General features: G+C 39.9%; 18 protein-coding genes and 1 tRNA gene. 12 read left to right on the top strand and 7 right to left on the bottom strand.

Annotated elements, in window-relative coordinates; all coding sequences use genetic code 11:
* Positions 1 to 212: 212 nt before the first annotated feature.
* From H6795_03480 to H6795_03495, 4 genes are all read right to left on the bottom strand, one after another.
* Positions 213 to 2,381, bottom strand: a complete 2,169-nt coding sequence (locus tag H6795_03480) for a hypothetical protein (GenBank protein ID MCB9817563.1) — start codon at positions 2,379 to 2,381, stop codon at positions 213 to 215.
* 48 nt (positions 2,382 to 2,429) lie between these two features.
* Entirely contained in the window at positions 2,430 to 3,959 is a 1,530-nt protein-coding gene (locus H6795_03485; protein MCB9817564.1) for a hypothetical protein, read from the bottom strand.
* Positions 3,960 to 4,030: 71 nt separating this feature from the next.
* Complete coding sequence (locus tag H6795_03490) at positions 4,031 to 4,249, bottom strand: hypothetical protein (protein MCB9817565.1); 219 nt, start codon at positions 4,247 to 4,249, stop codon at positions 4,031 to 4,033.
* Positions 4,250 to 4,419: 170 nt separating this feature from the next.
* Positions 4,420 to 4,569 (bottom strand): hypothetical protein, encoded by a 150-nt coding sequence (locus H6795_03495; protein MCB9817566.1) that lies wholly within the window; start codon positions 4,567 to 4,569, stop codon positions 4,420 to 4,422.
* 153 nt (positions 4,570 to 4,722) lie between these two features.
* On the opposite strand from H6795_03495, the gene H6795_03500 reads away from it, so the two are divergent.
* Genes H6795_03500 through H6795_03510 form a run of 3 tightly spaced genes read left to right on the top strand, consistent with a single transcriptional unit; the run spans position 4,723 to position 7,708 of the window.
* The gene (locus H6795_03500) at positions 4,723 to 5,088 is read left to right on the top strand and encodes a response regulator (GenBank protein ID MCB9817567.1); all 366 of its coding nucleotides are present in this window, start codon (positions 4,723 to 4,725) and stop codon (positions 5,086 to 5,088) included.
* 35 nt (positions 5,089 to 5,123) lie between these two features.
* Entirely contained in the window at positions 5,124 to 6,425 is a 1,302-nt protein-coding gene (gene murD, locus H6795_03505) for a UDP-N-acetylmuramoyl-L-alanine--D-glutamate ligase (protein MCB9817568.1), read from the top strand.
* Positions 6,425 to 7,708, top strand: a complete 1,284-nt coding sequence (locus H6795_03510; GenBank protein MCB9817569.1) for a hypothetical protein — start codon at positions 6,425 to 6,427, stop codon at positions 7,706 to 7,708. Before murD ends, H6795_03510 begins: the two co-directional genes overlap by 1 nt.
* A gap of 22 nt (positions 7,709 to 7,730) precedes the next feature.
* Here the strand turns inward: H6795_03510 and H6795_03515 are convergent, their stop codons facing one another.
* Both H6795_03515 and H6795_03520 read right to left on the bottom strand, forming a co-directional pair.
* On the bottom strand, positions 7,731 to 8,540 hold the full coding sequence (locus tag H6795_03515) for a bifunctional 5,10-methylenetetrahydrofolate dehydrogenase/5,10-methenyltetrahydrofolate cyclohydrolase (protein ID MCB9817570.1): 810 nt from the start codon (positions 8,538 to 8,540) through the stop codon (positions 7,731 to 7,733).
* Positions 8,541 to 8,586: 46 nt separating this feature from the next.
* Complete coding sequence (locus H6795_03520; protein ID MCB9817571.1) at positions 8,587 to 9,099, bottom strand: hypothetical protein; 513 nt, start codon at positions 9,097 to 9,099, stop codon at positions 8,587 to 8,589.
* 264 nt (positions 9,100 to 9,363) lie between these two features.
* Here H6795_03520 and H6795_03525 point away from each other — a divergent pair.
* The 5 genes from H6795_03525 to H6795_03545 all read left to right on the top strand — a co-directional run bounded on the left by H6795_03525 (position 9,364) and on the right by H6795_03545 (position 13,586).
* Positions 9,364 to 9,440: transfer RNA gene (locus H6795_03525), tRNA-Lys, on the top strand.
* Between the two features lie 104 nt (positions 9,441 to 9,544).
* Positions 9,545 to 9,826 carry a metal-sensitive transcriptional regulator gene (locus tag H6795_03530; GenBank protein ID MCB9817572.1) on the top strand — a complete coding sequence of 94 codons (282 nt, stop codon included), beginning with the start codon at positions 9,545 to 9,547 and terminating at the stop codon, positions 9,824 to 9,826.
* Positions 9,827 to 9,830: 4 nt separating this feature from the next.
* The gene (locus tag H6795_03535; protein MCB9817573.1) at positions 9,831 to 11,843 is read left to right on the top strand and encodes a copper-translocating P-type ATPase; all 2,013 of its coding nucleotides are present in this window, start codon (positions 9,831 to 9,833) and stop codon (positions 11,841 to 11,843) included.
* Between the two features lies 1 nt (position 11,844).
* A complete protein-coding gene (locus tag H6795_03540; GenBank protein MCB9817574.1) occupies positions 11,845 to 12,705 on the top strand; it encodes a hypothetical protein in 861 nt (286 codons plus the stop codon).
* A gap of 2 nt (positions 12,706 to 12,707) precedes the next feature.
* Entirely contained in the window at positions 12,708 to 13,586 is an 879-nt protein-coding gene (locus H6795_03545; protein MCB9817575.1) for a hypothetical protein, read from the top strand.
* A gap of 66 nt (positions 13,587 to 13,652) precedes the next feature.
* Here the strand turns inward: H6795_03545 and H6795_03550 are convergent, their stop codons facing one another.
* Positions 13,653 to 14,084, bottom strand: coding sequence for a DUF2202 domain-containing protein (locus H6795_03550; GenBank protein MCB9817576.1), 432 nt, complete (start codon positions 14,082 to 14,084; stop codon positions 13,653 to 13,655).
* Between the two features lie 272 nt (positions 14,085 to 14,356).
* On the opposite strand from H6795_03550, the gene H6795_03555 reads away from it, so the two are divergent.
* From H6795_03555 to H6795_03570, 4 genes are all read left to right on the top strand, one after another.
* The gene (locus H6795_03555) at positions 14,357 to 14,782 is read left to right on the top strand and encodes an alcohol dehydrogenase catalytic domain-containing protein (GenBank protein MCB9817577.1); all 426 of its coding nucleotides are present in this window, start codon (positions 14,357 to 14,359) and stop codon (positions 14,780 to 14,782) included.
* Positions 14,763 to 15,329, top strand: coding sequence for a zinc-binding dehydrogenase (locus H6795_03560; protein ID MCB9817578.1), 567 nt, complete (start codon positions 14,763 to 14,765; stop codon positions 15,327 to 15,329). Before H6795_03555 ends, H6795_03560 begins: the two co-directional genes overlap by 20 nt.
* Positions 15,330 to 15,415: 86 nt before the next feature.
* Positions 15,416 to 16,435: an FUSC family protein gene (locus H6795_03565; protein ID MCB9817579.1), complete on the top strand. Its 1,020-nt coding sequence runs from the start codon at positions 15,416 to 15,418 to the stop codon at positions 16,433 to 16,435.
* 86 nt (positions 16,436 to 16,521) lie between these two features.
* On the top strand, positions 16,522 to 17,073 hold the full coding sequence (locus H6795_03570) for a non-canonical purine NTP pyrophosphatase (protein ID MCB9817580.1): 552 nt from the start codon (positions 16,522 to 16,524) through the stop codon (positions 17,071 to 17,073).
* Positions 17,074 to 17,168 lie beyond the last annotated feature (95 nt).

The following is a 17,168-nucleotide window of genomic DNA, read 5'->3' on the forward strand; positions in this document are numbered from 1 at the left end:
TAAATTGTTAAGCATCACCAAGCAAACCGGACCCACCTCGCTCGTTGATTGGATTAGTAACATAATATGACATTATTGACTTTTTGTCAATAGCTATAAGCAATATGTTTTTGGTTATGCTTACCTTTGCTATGTTTTGCCGTACAGGCACTTTGCATCACCTTATAACGTTGGTTTATAAGTTACCAGACAGCCTACTATATGGTGTATTTTTATTCGTTAGCAGTTTCTGGAATAGGGAACGTAAAGCCAAAGGTGCTGCCTTTGCCCTCGGTAGTTTTAAATATCATTGCCCCGCCCTGTGCAATTACCACTTTTTTGGCCATATACAGCCCTAGGCCGGTGCCATCTGGGCGTGATTTTTTAGCATTCGCTGCGCGGTAAAACTTGGTAAACAAATGGTGTTGGTCTTTTTTTGGCACGCCTATACCTGTATCTGTTACAGTGTATTCGATGCTATTTTTTAGTTGCTTAAGGGCAACCGTTATACGGCCACCGCGTGGCGTGTAGTAAATAGCGTTATCTACAAAGTTCATAATCACCTGCCGAATTTTTGTTTCGTCTAGGTTTAGGGTTACAAATTCAGCTGGCTTGGTAAACACCAGCTCTAATTCACGGGCCTTGGCGGTTTCTTGCAGCTGGTTTATTTCGCTCTCGACAACATCTGGTAAATAGGTTGGGTTTGCTTCTATGACAAATTTACCTGTTTTTAAGCGGCTCACATTAAGTAAATCGGCAATTAAATATACCATACGCTGGCTACTTAAGAATGCTTGGTCTAAAAAGCGTTTTTGGGTGTCATTTACGGGGCCGGCGTCGCCTTCTAAAATCATGCTAATGTAGCCTTTTACGCTAGTAAGTGGCGTGCGTAGCTGGTGTGATGCCATACTAATAAATTCGTCTTTGGCTTCATCGAGCTTTTGCAGCTTTTCGTTGCTTTTTTGTAGCTCTTTGGTCGCTTCTTCTATTTTTTTCTGAAGTGTTATGTTGAACTGACTAATTTCATTAAATTGTAGATTATTTTGCACCGCAATGGCTACTTCATCCGCGATAATCTCAAGAAGTTGCATATCTTCTTTTGTGTAGTCATTACCACTTCTTTTTTCACCAATAATGATATATCCGACATCGACATCACTAGATATCATTTGTACACATAGCTCTATACCGAGCGCCTTAAATGCTACTTTGACGGTATCGGGCAAATCCTCGTCATCTATACGTATTACTTTTTTTGAAACACCACTGACATATTCTAAAACTTCATGCCACTCGTGCTTAGAAAACAATGTCGTGTTTGACCCAGCTATATGAAAATCAACTGTTGCTGCTGCATTTATATAGTAATTACAGAAAGTGACTTTTATATTGTTTTCGATTAATAGCGCAATCCGACCTATAAGATCATGGAGTTGATTTTTAGATACGAGTAGTGAGTTTATTTGGTTAATGAGCTCTTGGGAATTGTAGGCATCCTTAAAGAATATTTTATTTGTATATTTATCGAACTTAGAGCGTAGATTGCCTACTGTAAATACTACAAGCAGTGTTGCTATAACCGTGACATAAAAGCTTTTATCAAACTGGAGGGCTGATTGTGTTAAACTAGCGCTCAACAGAACAACAATCATGGTATATGTTACGGATATGAACAGGATCAAGAATGTATAGCTGATAAGCCTTAGAACGACAAATTTGAACTCAAATAGCTGATATTTAAACATCGCCATAAACATTGCAATTGTATTAATGAGCGTGAAGGGCGGCCCAAGCCACACATATGTTACATAGCCCAATAATGGCATTGCAACATTAGTTACAAGTGCCAGGCTGCTCGACAACACTACGCCAAAATATGTATATAACACTTGTAATCGAGCCGTACCTTTAAGCGTTCTAATTTTTTGTAATAAAGTAATATAAACAAGTAAAAAGAAAACTATTAAAAACAAACCATACAATAGAAAGCCTGGGTTTCGTGGATTTATTTTGTTAAAAGGTTCTGCTAATTCTATAGGATAAATAATAAAATTCACATTTATTAGCAAAGGAATTGTTGCAAGTAAAAGGGCTACTACACTACTATATATATGAATTTTTTTTAATCTGCTATTTTCTGGGAATTGAATAGCAAATAACCATAAAAGTACAGGGGTGAATAACGGTGCGATATAAAATAACTGTGCCCCAAAATAAGCGGTCGTCGTAGAATCTGACGTTAACATAAGTATGTCACCCACAGCCCATAATATGACTGTCGCTAATACCGACAGAAAGACATATTTATAAGGTTGCTTCTTCAGAGAAGCTAACACAGTAATTGCAAGCACAGCATTGGCAATTACTGTAATTGCCAATAAACTAAAAGCGACAAGTAGCATAAGTATTATTGTACTACGCAGTTACGTTAAGCTAAATGCTATAATCGGTTATGTAATCACGTACTTACCAAAGCTTTGTAAACGCGCAGGTTTTATATCATATTCTTGAAAAAGCTGACGCCATACAATTACTTTTTCTGGTGTGACTGGGCCTGTTAATGCAATTTCTCTAGTTTTTGTATCAATCTCTTCTTTACTATATCCTTTACCCGCCAAATCTTTACGGTATCGAGATAAAATAGACGTTTCTATCTCGCAGCCAAATAAATCGTTGTGCTCATCTGCAAAAGTACCATACCCCCACTGTATTCTACGAGTACCACTTTCATGCATACCAACTACCCAGGCTACAGTCGCCCCATAGCGTGATGCTATATCTGGGTCAATACATGCGGGTTGGCTATCATCAATAATAAGGAGGCCTTCTTTGCTGGCGGCAATTTCTTCTTGAGTAAGTTGCGAAGTAATTGCGGATATAGCAACCGAGCTACTAGAAAGCAATTCTTCCATTGATTGAGCAATATGCACATTAGCTCCGTCTTGGGCCATTTCTTCTGCGATTGTAAGTGTCAGCGGTTCTCTGCTGTCATAGAGTGTTATCTTTGCGTCTGGATAATAGCTTGGTGCCAAGCGAGCTATAGAAGCACCGATCTTCCCCAACCCTGCAATTGCTAAATGACGAGGTGCATGCTCATCTATTATTCCCTGTTCTATTGCTACGTTTATCGTTTGAAAAATTAAAACTATTGTTCCTGCATGCCCCGTGGTAGTAAAAATACCTTTATTGTCAATGCGAGCACCATAATCTGTAATGCGCGGCAAAACCGCCCCAAACCCTGCTACATCTGCACCCAAACGTCTGGCAAATTCAGTAGCATTATTAACACCTTGTATTGCTTGCCAACCGGCAGTCATAAAAGCTGTTGTGTATTCTGTCTCGTCAACATAATCTGCTTTTTCAGGAAACATATCTTCTGGTGAAACTAAAGCACAGACGACAGCACCACGATCACCATCGTCATCTTCTTCATAAAAATCTAAAATGAACGGTGGCACACCGTGAATAAATAAACTCCGATATTTATTAGGTACATAACGAAGAATTGGAATGATTAATTCTGATTCAGCACCATAATCCTGATTCTTGCGAGAAGCTCTACCTGGCACCAGAAACGCGTATGAAAGAATTGATCGCACATTACTCGCATCTGACGTGTCTGACATAACTTCTTCATATACTCCAAACGTAGACTCAATAAAAAGTCTTGTGGCTTCTATTTCTTCGTTTGTAATGTCATCTGAATGATGTACGACTAAATAATCAGCAAGTGCATACATTTTAGATTCGACTGTTGACTTATCATACGTACCATAATCAATTTCTTGGTCTAGAAACACACGCTCTATCCATTCTCCTGTCGATTCCTGGACTCTTTCTAGACGCTTGTGTTGACCATCCTCAAAACGCGCAGCCATCGCACGCATTCGCATATCATGATAAGGATGCAAATAATCGTGCATAATGTCTACCGATGCATGGTAATTAGCAGAATTATCTATATCGTATGTATTTGTCATAATTATTTGTTTCGCTTGCTTGCAGTACTAATACATGATTGAGCCATCATAGACGAGGCACATTGCAGATACTACAGTTTAATACCACCACGGATAATTGTAGCTGCCGCTAACGCGATTGGTAACGTTGCAGCATTATATGCTGCACGACCAAGCACCTCACAGCGGCTCGGTAATTCACTGCCAAGACCCTTTTCTAGTAATGGTTTAGCTGGGACATAAAGTGTAGCTTCTGCTAACTCTCGAGCTATATCATTGATAGGTGAAAATGTATTCTCTCTATTTGCCATGTTTACGTCCTTATTAATATTGCTATTTGATTATATATATAGTATAGCATTTATTTTAATGAAAGCAATGTTTCTACACGTAAAAATACAGAGTGTTGAGCAGTTTTTTGTGATGACGATTTAATCGCTACCATAGGCGTGCTCAGGCCTATTTATAGATAAATGATTGGTCATCGTGTGCGATGTGGCCGAGACGAACTTGGCCGCATATCACCTATTTTGCGACGACGCTTTGTACCAGAACCAACTGCACGGTACATAGCCCGTTGTTTTGCCTTACCGCGTTTATGTGCACGATAAAGCTGCATTGGCTTGGCCACTTCATTCACCTCCTTTGTTACTTGTGTTGATGTGCCGGAAAAGCAAGTGCTCTTCCTATGTGCTATTTAAGCGTATTTAGCAGCGTATTAACAGCCGTGCACCCAAACAAATAAAATGCTATGCTTATACGTAGCAAAAAGGACAGATGTATTATGGCAAAAAAGATTGCAATTATAGAAGATGATGCTGCCATTGCGCAGATGTATCGGATGAAGTTTGAGGCCGAAGGTTTTTTTGTAGAAACTGCAGAAAACGGTAAATACGGTCTAGAGCTCGCCGAAGAAATGCGCCCAGATATTATACTGCTAGACTTGATGATGCCCGAAATGAACGGCGATGAAATGTTAGCTCGCTTACGTGCCACTAATTGGGGCAAAAACATAAAAGTAATAATTTTGACCAACATGGGCGAACAAGAAGCACCGCAGACATTAAAAGAGCTCAATGTACTAACGTTTATTGTAAAAGCAGATATGACCCCACGCCAAGTAGCCGACCTTGTGCAAAAATACATTTAAGCCACACATACTACTAACTGATATAATGGCTAGTGATGAAGATTGCTATTGTTGGTTTTGACAGAGAAGGTCGTGCTTCGTACGATTACTTTAGTGCTCGTGGACATTCTATAGCTGTATTTGACCAAAATCCAAACGTAGTACTACCAAAAGATGTTAGTGGCGTACTGGGTGATTCATATTTACAAACAGTAAAAAACTATGATCTAGTGGTACGAACCCCTAGTTTACACCCATCACAACTATTAGCCGCTCACGTACAAAACGATAAAATATGGTCTGGTACCAATGAGTTTTTAAAAGTTTGCCCCACAAAAAATATTATTGGTGTTACTGGCACTAAAGGCAAAGGCACGACCAGTAGCCTCATTACAAAAATGCTAGAAAAAGCCGGTAAAACAGTTTGGCTCGGTGGTAATATTGGCATCCCGGCACTAGATATGCTAAAAAACGACATTAAACCAGATGATTGGGTAGTGTTGGAACTTTCTAATTTTCAGCTTATAGATTTGCAGTCTTCGCCCCACATTGCGGTATGTCTGATGGTGGTGCCTGAACATTTAGACTGGCACAAAGATTTTATTGAATATACTGACGCGAAAAGGAACTTGTTTGCGCATCAGGATAATAAAGATATTGCCATTTACTTTGCAGAAAATGAAACATCAAAAGCTATCGCCAGCGCCGGAGATGGCAAAAAGATATCATACTATTCAGACGTGGGTGCTTACATAAAAGATAACGCTGTCGTTATTAATGGTCACAGAATATGCACGGTTGATGAAATCGCTCTACTCGGCAAACATAACTGGCAAAATGTTTGCGCTGCCGTTACTGCAGTTTGGCAAGTGACCCAAGATGTATCAGCAATAGCCAAAGCAATCAAAGAATTTACCGGCTTACAGCATCGTATTGAATATGTTGGTGAGAAAAATGGTATTAAGTTTTACAACGACTCTTTTGCTACTGGGCTTCATGCGACAAAAGCTGCATTAAGCGCTATAGAAGGGCCGAAGATAGCTATAATTGGCGGTTACGACCGTATGCTAGATATCGATGAATTTGGCGTATTTTTACGTGATGAAGCCAAAGACATAAAGCAAATTCTACTTATTGGTGATAGCCAAAATAGAGTAGCAACGATGCTTTCTGGCGCGGGCCTACATAATTACACACAAAGTGATGCGAATAATATGAAGCAAATTGTTGCCGAAGCAGTTAAGTTAGCAGATGCGGGCGATGCTATTGTGCTTTCGCCAGGATTCGCTAGTTTTGGGTTGTTTAGCAATTTTGAAGAACGCGGCACTTTATTTAAAAAAGAAGTAGCAAAGCTATAATGGCATACACTACTTTTAGTTTTGATTCTTATTCTTTTGATATCATCACACAGAAATTAGAATTAAAATACAGTATCGACGAGACTCTGCGGTTTACGGAAGAATTTATCTTTAAAGTCAGTCCCGTTAGCTATAACACAGCAGCGCTCGATCGCGCCTGCCAGCTATTATTTTTTATTGCTGGCGTGTCTTACTACAAAACCTACGCACCAAAAAATATTTCAGTAAACATGGGTGAGATAGACGAAAAGCTAGCTCAATTTTTAAGCAAAACGTACCAGCGCGGATTGCGTGAATTTTTTTATCAAAACAATATACCGATTACAACGGATATTACCTTCCCTATAAATCATATTGAAGAATTACCATTACTACATACAGCTACAAAGCCTGGCATGCTAATTGCTGTGGGCGGGGGTAAAGATTCTATAGTAAGCTATGAATTAGCTAAAAAAAGTAGCTTGCCTATTAAAACCTGGAGCCTAGGGCACAAAAATCAGCTTGAGCCGTTAGTTACAATAATGGCGCCAGACCAGCATATTTGGGTTGAGCGCACTATAGACAAGAAGCTGATTAATAGGACCCTACCCGATGCTCTGAATGGGCATATACCAATTTCTGCCATTTTTGCCGCAGCAAGCAGTATTATCTGTATTTTAACAGGCACACAAGATGCTGTGATGAGTAACGAGCAATCTGCAAACGAACCTACGCTATACGTAGATAATGAGCCGGTGAATCATCAATACTCAAAATCTGCTGAGTTTGAGCAAGATTACCAATCTATTTTGGAACATCTGTTTGGAGAAACCATACGATACTACTCATTACTACGTCCGTATTTCGAGGCTAAAATTGTACAAATATTTAGTGAAAATTATTATGAAAAATATAAAGCAGTTTTTAGTTCTTGCAACCGTGCATTCACACAAAATTCAAACAGTATTTACTGGTGTGGCGATTGCCCAAAATGTGCCTTTGCCTACCTGGCGCTTTTTTGCTTTTTACCAGAAGAAAAAGTAAATACCTTGTTTAAAGGCAAAAACCTACTTATTGATCCCAACTTAACGACAACGTATAAAAAACTTCTCGGCATAACAGAAGATGGCAAGCCTTTTGAGTGTGTGGGTGAAATAAAAGAATCACGTGTGCTAATGAATATTGCAAAAGATAAAATCAGTTTATTGAATTTTGGTAATTATAGCATTCCGAAAGGGTTTGATTGGCAAAATAAAATGCCAAATAATATTCCCCGAGATATCTTAGAAAAAATAGCGCTATAGTATTATTTTTAGAATAATAAGCTTAAGAACTTACTGTGTTGTATGCACTCCGAATAACGTTGTCAAATAATGCACAAACCGTTAACGGGCCAACGCCACCTTTTTTAGGGGTAATTGTAATATCATCTCTTGTGTAAACATCTTCAGAAACATCGCCCTTCAATACACCCTTTTCGCTTGCCACACCAGCGTCTACAACAATAGCACCATGTTTTACAAGCTGCGAAGTTATAAGACTAGGTTTACCAACAGCAGTTACAATTATATCTGCGTTAGCAATTGTATCTTCTTTATCTTTGGTATCAACGTCTACGACAACTGGGTCTAAACCGCTATTTTGCCATAATTTTTGTAGCGGGGCACCAACCAGGCGACCATAACCAACAATACAAATTTGTTTACCTTTTAGCTCTATATTATAGCCACTTAGCAGCCAGTTGATAGCCATAGGTGTGGCTGCATCAAACAAAGAACCGGGTGCTAACCCATCTACATCTTTTTGGGGCGATACAGCAGACACAACCGCTTCTGTGTCCATGCCTTCTGCTAGTGGCAATTGCACAATAACACCATGTATAGAGTTGTCTTTATTTAGGCTGTTTATAGTAGATACTATGTCTGAATCTGTAACTGAATACTCTTGTACGGTTACACCAATATCCGCCCCGTACTTTTTCTTCAAATTAATATACGTGGCGATGGTGGGGTTGTTGCTTGCTGTAATGATTGCTAATACAGGATGCACATTATGTTGTTGCACAAGCTGGCGCACCTGTTTTGCTTGGCGCTCTTTAATAAATCCTGCTAGTTCACTACCTAATAACTGTTTCATAAAACAGCTACTAGTTTAACAGATTAATAAACTAATTTTTACTTTTTTAGGCTTTTGTTGATGTGTCGGTATTGTCTGGTGTACCACCTGTTGCGGTGTTTACCGTTAATAAACTCTTATCAAATTTATCTTTGCCAAACCCTAGTATAAGAATACCTATTAGGCTAAAGATAACGAGTAAGAATATACTCCACACCGTATCTTTGCCAAATGCTTTGCCTAGTTCTAGTGCTACAAGCACAAAAACGACTAACACAGCTATCCATGCAACAAAATTAATAAGTGGAATAATCATAAGTAATGGAGCCAAACCCCACCAGCCTGGTTTTCCCACTATTTCGCATAGAGTCCAGTAGTTATATATAGGTATAATAGCCTTCCAGCCTTCTACCCCTGCTTTTTCAAATATCTTCCACATTGCTACAATTTGAATGACTGCAATGGCTAGCCATAAGATTACCCACACCAAGAGAGCTCCCGCTAGTATCCCAGCGCCAGCAGCATCTGATGTTGTTAACGTATAATCATAGTTATACGTATCTACTTGTGCAAAAAACATATATCCTCCTCTTTTAATATTAGTATTATACGCCTAGCGCCATGTAAATAGACAGTTTACATTTTGTAATTGATATGCAATAATTACCCCTGTTGTTTTTTAACACTCAACATATCTACAACAGGTCTGTAGCTCAGCTGGTTACCTTGCGATAAAAACTTGTTTTCAATCGAGAAGTTCAGGGGTCGCAGAATGTACCTTGCCTCTTCCAAGCTCCGCTCGCTATAAAGATTGAATAGCACTTTTAGATATAATAGATACTATGGGCCAGTAGCTCAGCTGGTTAGAGCACCTGCCTCTTAAGCAGGGTGTCGAGGGTTCGAGCCCCTCCTGGCCCTCCAAAGTAAATTACAACATTTGTAACTCAAATTCGCCTCAAGACAGAGGCGTTTTTTAGTTGCATGAAAAGTTGCATATATACCCCCCTGGGGTATATATTGTATGTATGATTCAAGATATTAAAAAACGCGCAACACACAGGTCAAAGATTATTGAGGGACAGTTTAAGGGACTGGTTAAAGCAATTGAAAAGGAAGAATATTGCATAGATATTCTTACTCAAAGTTTAGCTATCCAGCAGTCCCTGCGCTCTCTTAATAAACTCGTCCTAGAAAACCACATGAAGACCCATGTTAAAGAAGGTATGACTGAGGGAGATGCAAAAACTCAACAGGAAATTATCGATGAGATGCTGAAGATTTATGATTTAACAAATGTAAGGGGTTAATTTCATGGATCATCACGAGCATAACCATCATATGAATCATTCAGAGCATGGAGGCCATGATAAACATGCGGGCCATAACCCCGATATGTTTAAGCAGAAATTCTGGTTATCGCTACTGTTCACTCTGCCAGTCCTATATTTTTCCCAAACCATTCAAGATTTATTGGGCTACAACGCTATTTCGTTCACAGGAAGTGAATACATTCCAGCAATTTTTGGTGTAATTATTTTCTTTTATGGAGGACTTGTTTTTCTAAGGAGCGCAAAAGCTGAAATTGCCAACCGTCAGCCAGGCATGATGACTCTTATCTCACTGGCAATCAGTGTCGCTTTTGTGTATAGCTCACTTATAACACTCAACATTGTAGATGGCATGGATTTTTGGTGGGAGCTTGCATCACTGGTCACCATCATGTTGCTTGGTCACTGGCTTGAGATGGCTTCTGTTATGAACGCACAAGGCGCATTAAACGAACTTGCTAAGCTTCTACCTGACGAAGCCGAATTAGTGACAAAATCAGGGACTAAGGTAGTGTCGGTTGCAGAGCTGAAAATCGGTGATAAAGTCCTCATACGACCCGGCTCCCAGATACCAGTTGATGGCGTAGTGACTAAAGGAGAGTCAAAAGTTAACGAGTCCATGCTGACAGGTGAATCGAAGCCAGTAGACAAATCAAAAGACAGTGAGTTGGCTGCCGGAACGGTTAATAAAAGTGGCTCACTTACTATGAAAGTCACCAAAACTGGAGATGATACAGCTTTAGCAGGAATAATGAAGCTTGTTTCTGAAGCTCAAAGTAGTAAATCTAAGACACAGATTCTTGCTGACAGAGCCGCAGCCTATCTTTTCTATATTGCACTCGTTGCTGCATTTGTAACTGCAATTGGATGGTCATTCGCTGGCGAATCAGGCGGTTACACACTTGAGCGAGTAGTGGCAGTACTAATTATTGCCTGTCCGCATGCCTTAGGTCTGGCGATTCCACTCGTAACAGCAATTTCTACGAGCAAGGCAGCGAGTGCGGGAGTAATTGTGCGAGAACGAAGCGCTTTGGAGCTCGTGCGTAATGTAGACGTCGTATTGTTTGATAAAACCGGAACTCTAACAACTGGTGAGCAAGGTGTGGTTGAAATAGTTGCTGACGATAAAAAAGAATTGCTCGCTATTGCTGCAGGTATAGAACAAGATTCGGAACACCCAATAGCCAAAGCAATAGTCACAAAAGCCAAGGATATGAACGTTAAGATAAAGTCAGCCAATACTTTCAGTGCCCTTGAAGGTCGTGGCGCCAAGGCAAAGATTGGAACGGCAACATTCTATGTTGGTGGTCCTAGAATGCTAAAGGAACAAAAAATTAAACTGAATCCTAAACTGCAAAAAGCTACCGACAAAGTACACGAAAATGGTCAGACAGTTGTCTACACAATAACTGGAAAAGAAGTTTTAGGTGCTTTTATGATCGCGGATACCATTAGAGAAGAATCTAAATCCGCAGTTAAGACTCTGCGGAAAGCTGGCAAAAAAGTTGCAATAGTCACTGGCGACTCCAAGGGTGTGGCTTCTTGGGTGGCTGATCAGCTCGGTATTGAAGACTACCATGCCGAGGTGTTGCCAGAAAATAAATCAGATGTCGTAAAGAATTTGCAAAAGGACGGCATGAAAGTTGCCTTTGTTGGAGATGGTGTAAATGATGCCCCAGCACTTACGCAAGCCGATGTCGGTATTGCAATTGGTGCGGGTACAGACGTGGCTATTGAATCGGCTGGTATAGTGCTTGCAAGCAGCGACCCACGAGGGGTGTCGCGGATCATAAATCTATCAAAGGCAACGTATAGAAAAATGCAACAGAATCTTGTGTGGGCGACTGGTTACAACGTCATGGCTATCCCACTAGCTGCTGGGGCGCTTGCTGGAATAGGTTTTGTTCTGTCACCAGCAATTGGCGCCGTATTAATGTCGCTTTCAACAATTATCGTTGCATTTAATGCACAGCTACTAAGAACTAAGGAGGTGTAAGATGGCAAAACAGGAAGAAATAAAGGATGAAAAAGTAGTGGAAGAAGTTAAAGATACTAAAAGCTCTTCCAATAAGAAAACATGGTTTATTAAAGGCGGACTGGTAGCACTGGCTGTACTGCTGCTGAGTGGTGGTTATTACGGTTACTTGTATGCATCAACCCCTGAACACCTGCGAAACCCTGAGTTTGAGCATTATCATTTGCGGACTCAAATTGTTGTAAATGGCGATCCAGTCGACTTCTCTCACCATGACTTCCAAGAAGATTATGATAAAACCTCTTGTAGTGCTGAGCTGACTGGTCAGCCAATCGATTTCCATGACGAAATGGACCAAATGGCTCACGTACACTGGAGCGGTATTACTGGTGGTGAATTCTTGAAGTTCTACGGCTGGAATCTTATTGGTGGAGAGGATGATTCACTTGGTCGACGTTATGACCAAGGAATGATGCGCATGCATCATGTTAGAACAGCTGGCGATCTGTTGCCAGATATCCCGGAAGGAACCAATTTCTACGTCTATATTGGTGATGAAAACAGTTACGAGCAAAAAGACTGGATCGATTTTCTCAATATGGACCTCGAAGATTTCTTGGGCAAGAAAAGCTACCTAAATACTGACGAGGAAACCTCGTTTAATCCTCTCAATTGGCTTACCCAAAAAGCCTATGCCCACGGCATGGAAGATGACGGTCATGATGAAACAGAGCTTGAAAATGATGAGGCAAGGTTGGAGCGTATCAACAATCTAATCGGTAATGTCGTTATATTCGTGCAAGACACGGAACCGACCGAGCAGCAGGTACAAGAACGATTCGCTAACCTAGTACCATTAAGTGATAGTGTTTGTGGAGGTTAGAGATGAATAACAAGATTTTTTGGGGAGTAGTTGTAGTTGTTGTCGTCATATTCGGATTCTTCGTCCTTTCGGGTAGCGATAGCACCGAGACAAATGAAGCATCCGACACTGTGTCGTTAACGCTATCAGACATTCATGGGCTTGAGGTAGATATTAACGATCCAGATCGACTCTATCTGCCCAACCATCAGGGCTTGTATGTGCAAGAATCTGACGGAGAAATTAAGAAGCAAAGTGAAATATCCGATGATTTGATGAGTTTTGCCGTTCATCCATCAGATGAAAACATTTTCTATGCCAGTGGACACCCACGAACTGGTGGTAATTTTGGGCTTATTAAGTCGGTTGACGGTGGTGTGTCGTGGCAGGATGTATCGGAAGGCTTAAACGGACCAGTTGATTTTCACACTATGGCTGTTGATTCAGCTAATGGTGACCATATATACGGTTACTATGCGGGAGCACTTCAACGAACTCTTGATGGTGGCGAGACTTGGCAATATCTCAATGATGCGCCCGATAAGATCATTCAGCTCAGCGCAGGAAACAAACAAGACCAAATGTATGCCGCAACAACAAGTGGGCTCTATAGAAGCAACGATCAGGGTAACACATGGGAGCTAGCAGCATTCGAAAGCGAAACAGTAATTGCCATTGAGGTTAACCCTTCATCGGATCAGATGCTTGCAAATACGAACGCGCAAGGTTTAGTGCTTTCCAACGACGGTGGCGAAACTTGGGAGAAGAGCGACTTCAGCACATCCGACACTGTGCTCTACATTGCGTCTTCTGCTTCAGAGCCAACAAAGTCATACCTCATAACAAAATCACTCAAGATTTTCCAAAGCACCGATAATGGTAGTACTTGGTCTGCACGCTAATCGCTAGACAGTCTGCGCCTCAATTTTAGTTGCAACAAGAAGTACGGTTACCTAAGGCTTTTGCAATTACGATGCGCATCGCTCAAATGCGGGCAAATGATTGTTTTGTGATGCATTCATAAGGCTCGTGAATACTGAAGTAATATCTGGATAGTTTGAAACTGCAGGTAGCAATGTGTCGCGATATAATGATGCGTTATCAATTTCTGCCTGCACACCAACTGCGCAATTGTCAGCCTTAGATGAAGCAGCCATTATATTGGCGTATGGGTCTGCCGGAATGCTAAGGGCGTATTTGTCAAAGAGAGCCTTAAGGGATGATATATGTTGCTCTTCTGCTCTTATTATCATTGAAAACGGACGAATGGGACCTAATGTATTAATTACTGCTGCGTATGTAGCGTGAGCTTTATACTCATCATCTAATGCCGAATAAAGAGCCTGGGCGACACTATCTGGTAGTTTATCTACAGGATATTCTAGGTTTTCAACTTTCAGGCAGTCATCAGAAACGCAATTTTGAGCTGTGGTGTTTTCTTCTTGTTGTGTAATACTCTGTTGCGATGCTGTCTTATTATCTTCATAGGTATTAAATATCATATATCCAAGCCCGGCCACTGTAATGATGGCAATAACTGCGATAACTATTTTTAAGTTCATACTCTCCTTTCAGTATCACTTATACTTAGGCTTATTATTCTATATCATACTGATTAATGCCTGAATGCAACCAATAATTGTTACATAAATAATTTTGATACAATGAACCAATGAAAGCTGCTGTAAATGAAACCTACGGTCCTCCTTCTGTCATTAAGATAAAAGGGGTTAAAAAGCCAACACCAAGGCCAAATGAAATTTTGGTAGAAGTGCATTATTCGTCTGTTAATAGAACAGACGTAGGATTTTTAAGGGCCAAGCCTTTTGTAACTCGCTTTTTTACAGGAATAATTAAACCAAAATATCTTACGCTAGGGTGTGAATATTCTGGAATTGTTAAAGACCTAGGTAAAGATGTAAAAAAATTCAAGTTAGGCGATAGGGTGTTTGGGTTTGACGATAGTAACTTTGGAGGTTACGCGGAGTATAAGATTGTTAATGAAAACCAAATGGTCGAAACCATTCCGAGTAACACAACACTTGAACAAGCAGCTGTAGCGCTTGAAGGCGCCCACTATGCCCTTTTTTATATATAAAGTTCCCGAATCTAAAAAAACTAGGGTGTTTGTTAATGGGGCAACCGGTGCTATTGGTTCTGCCGGTGTACAAATTCTAAAAGCATTAGGTTACTACGTAGAAGCTAGTAGCACTACTAAAGATATTGGAAAAGTTAAAAAATTGGGAGCAGACAAGGTAATTGACTGGGAAAAGCAAGATATCACGCGCGTAGCATCTAAGTGCGACGTATACTTTGATGCAGTGGGAAAAAGTTCTTTCAAGCAAGCTAAAAAAATACTCAAGCCCCATGGGATATATATGTCTAGCGAGCTTGGACCATATGGGCAAAATCCACTATTGGCGCTGTTCAATGTAGTTCAAAGACTATTTACAAAACGTAATGTATATTTTCCTATTCCAAAGACCAGGTTAAAAGAAGCTACGATAATTAAACAATATCTTGCAAATGGTACATTCATTCCTTTAATAGATAAAACATATAGCCTAGTAGATATTCAAAAAGCTTTTCAATATGTAGAGTCTGGCAAAAAAGTTGGCAATGTCGTTATAAAAGTAAAAAAATAGTATTACCATAACAGTTGAGTCAGCACTTTTCTTAAAAAATATTTTTTTGAAAATTAAATAACACTGTATTTGCTATAGTTATAACAGTGAATAAAAACATTGCCACAAAGAATCAGCCTAATAATATAGTTTTTTCTAAAACAGATGGCTTGCACGCCGCGCTCAATATGATCCCGGCATTTATATTAATTTTATCTGGCAATCTCACGGCAGGCATTGCATTTGCTCTTGGTACAATACCGGCATCACAGCTTGGCGTGGCCCCAAATCGTAAAAAAAGAATTGTGTTTAGTGTTATTAGTTGTGTTTTTGGATTAGGTATTATTGGTGGATCTCTTGTACTGCATAATATGAGCCTATGGCTAGCAGCGATTGCCTTTTTTATTGTAGCCTTTGTAGCATCTGTTATTGCAGCCAAAAAGCCAATTGGTATTGTAATGCTCGCGTTCTTTTTACCGGCTTTGGCTGTAGGTTATAGCTACAGTCCGTCTGTTGGTCTTAGCTTGGGCCTAGTTTTTATTCTTGGTTCGTTGTGGTCTGGGCTAACTTCTATGCTATGGCCAGAATCTAAAATACAAAATTCTGCAGATGGAGCAAAAGCATTTGTATCTAGCAACCCTAAAATATACGGAGTTCTGCTTGGCTTAACTGCTTCTATAGCTTTAGTGCTAGGAACCTATATTGACCCTGTTTTCATTGGCTGGACAGCAACATCTGCGCTTTTAATTATGCGACCGTTACGTGGCATGGTGGGCTTACGAGGACTAGCCAGAACACTATCTACAATACTAGGAACATTGTTAGCAATTATTACAGTACAACTAGACTTACCTGCGCTAGTGACGGCATTACTTATTAGCCTGATGATGATATTTATCATTGGCACCCGTTTGAGTCGGTGGTACATAGTACCAATGGGCACAGCATTCTTAATTTTGACATTGCAGTTATATGAAGAGCAAAACATAAATGCAATTAGACAATTAGGCTACAGTAGAATACTAGATAATATTCTTGGTGCTGCCATTGCCTTATTCTTTGGTTTGCTTGTACCACTTATGTTAATTAAGATTCAAAAACACTCACACACTAAAGCTGGCACATAATAAATTAATGCACGGTGATTATGAGTATTGAAAATAGATAGTTTTTAAGCACCTACTTTTATATGTGGTTTTGCTATAATCAGCTAATGCCAGCAATTACATTTATCACCGGTAACCAATCAAAAGCAGACTATGTATCTAGGTATTTAGGATTTAAAGTCAGCCACCGTAAAATTGAACTAGAAGAAATACAGTCTTTAGACCTAAAAGAAGTGGTAGAACACAAGGTCAAACAAGCATATGCAATTATCAATGCGCCCGTACTCGTTGAAGACGTGTCGTTAGAGTTCAAAGCGCTTGGTAGGTTACCAGGTACTTTTATACGATTTTATGTAGATGAAGTTCCGTTTGAAACAATCTGCAGGACATTAGATGGTTTAAGCCGTGAAGCGACAGCGCGTTGTGTATTTGGTTACTACGACGGTAACAAATTACGGTTGTTTGAGAGTAGTCTCGACGGCACCATCGCAATGCATCCAAAAGGCGAAAATGGTTTTGGCTGGGACAAAATATTTATTCCACAAGGATACAACGTAACAAGAGCATCTCTAGATGAAGAAGCTAACAAAATCACCTACCTTAAAATAAAACCATTTGAACAATTAAAGTCTTTTCTAATAGCTACGCAGCCAGACTAAGCATGTACCTATTATATGCCTGGTACTTATTGCTTCACTTAAGAAAAGTAATCTAAGTGATATCACCTACTACAAGTAATTCTATTGCAAATATT

It is taken from the genome of Candidatus Nomurabacteria bacterium (assembly GCA_020631975.1).
Classification (GTDB): domain Bacteria; phylum Patescibacteriota; class Saccharimonadia; order Saccharimonadales; family CAIOMD01; genus JACKGO01.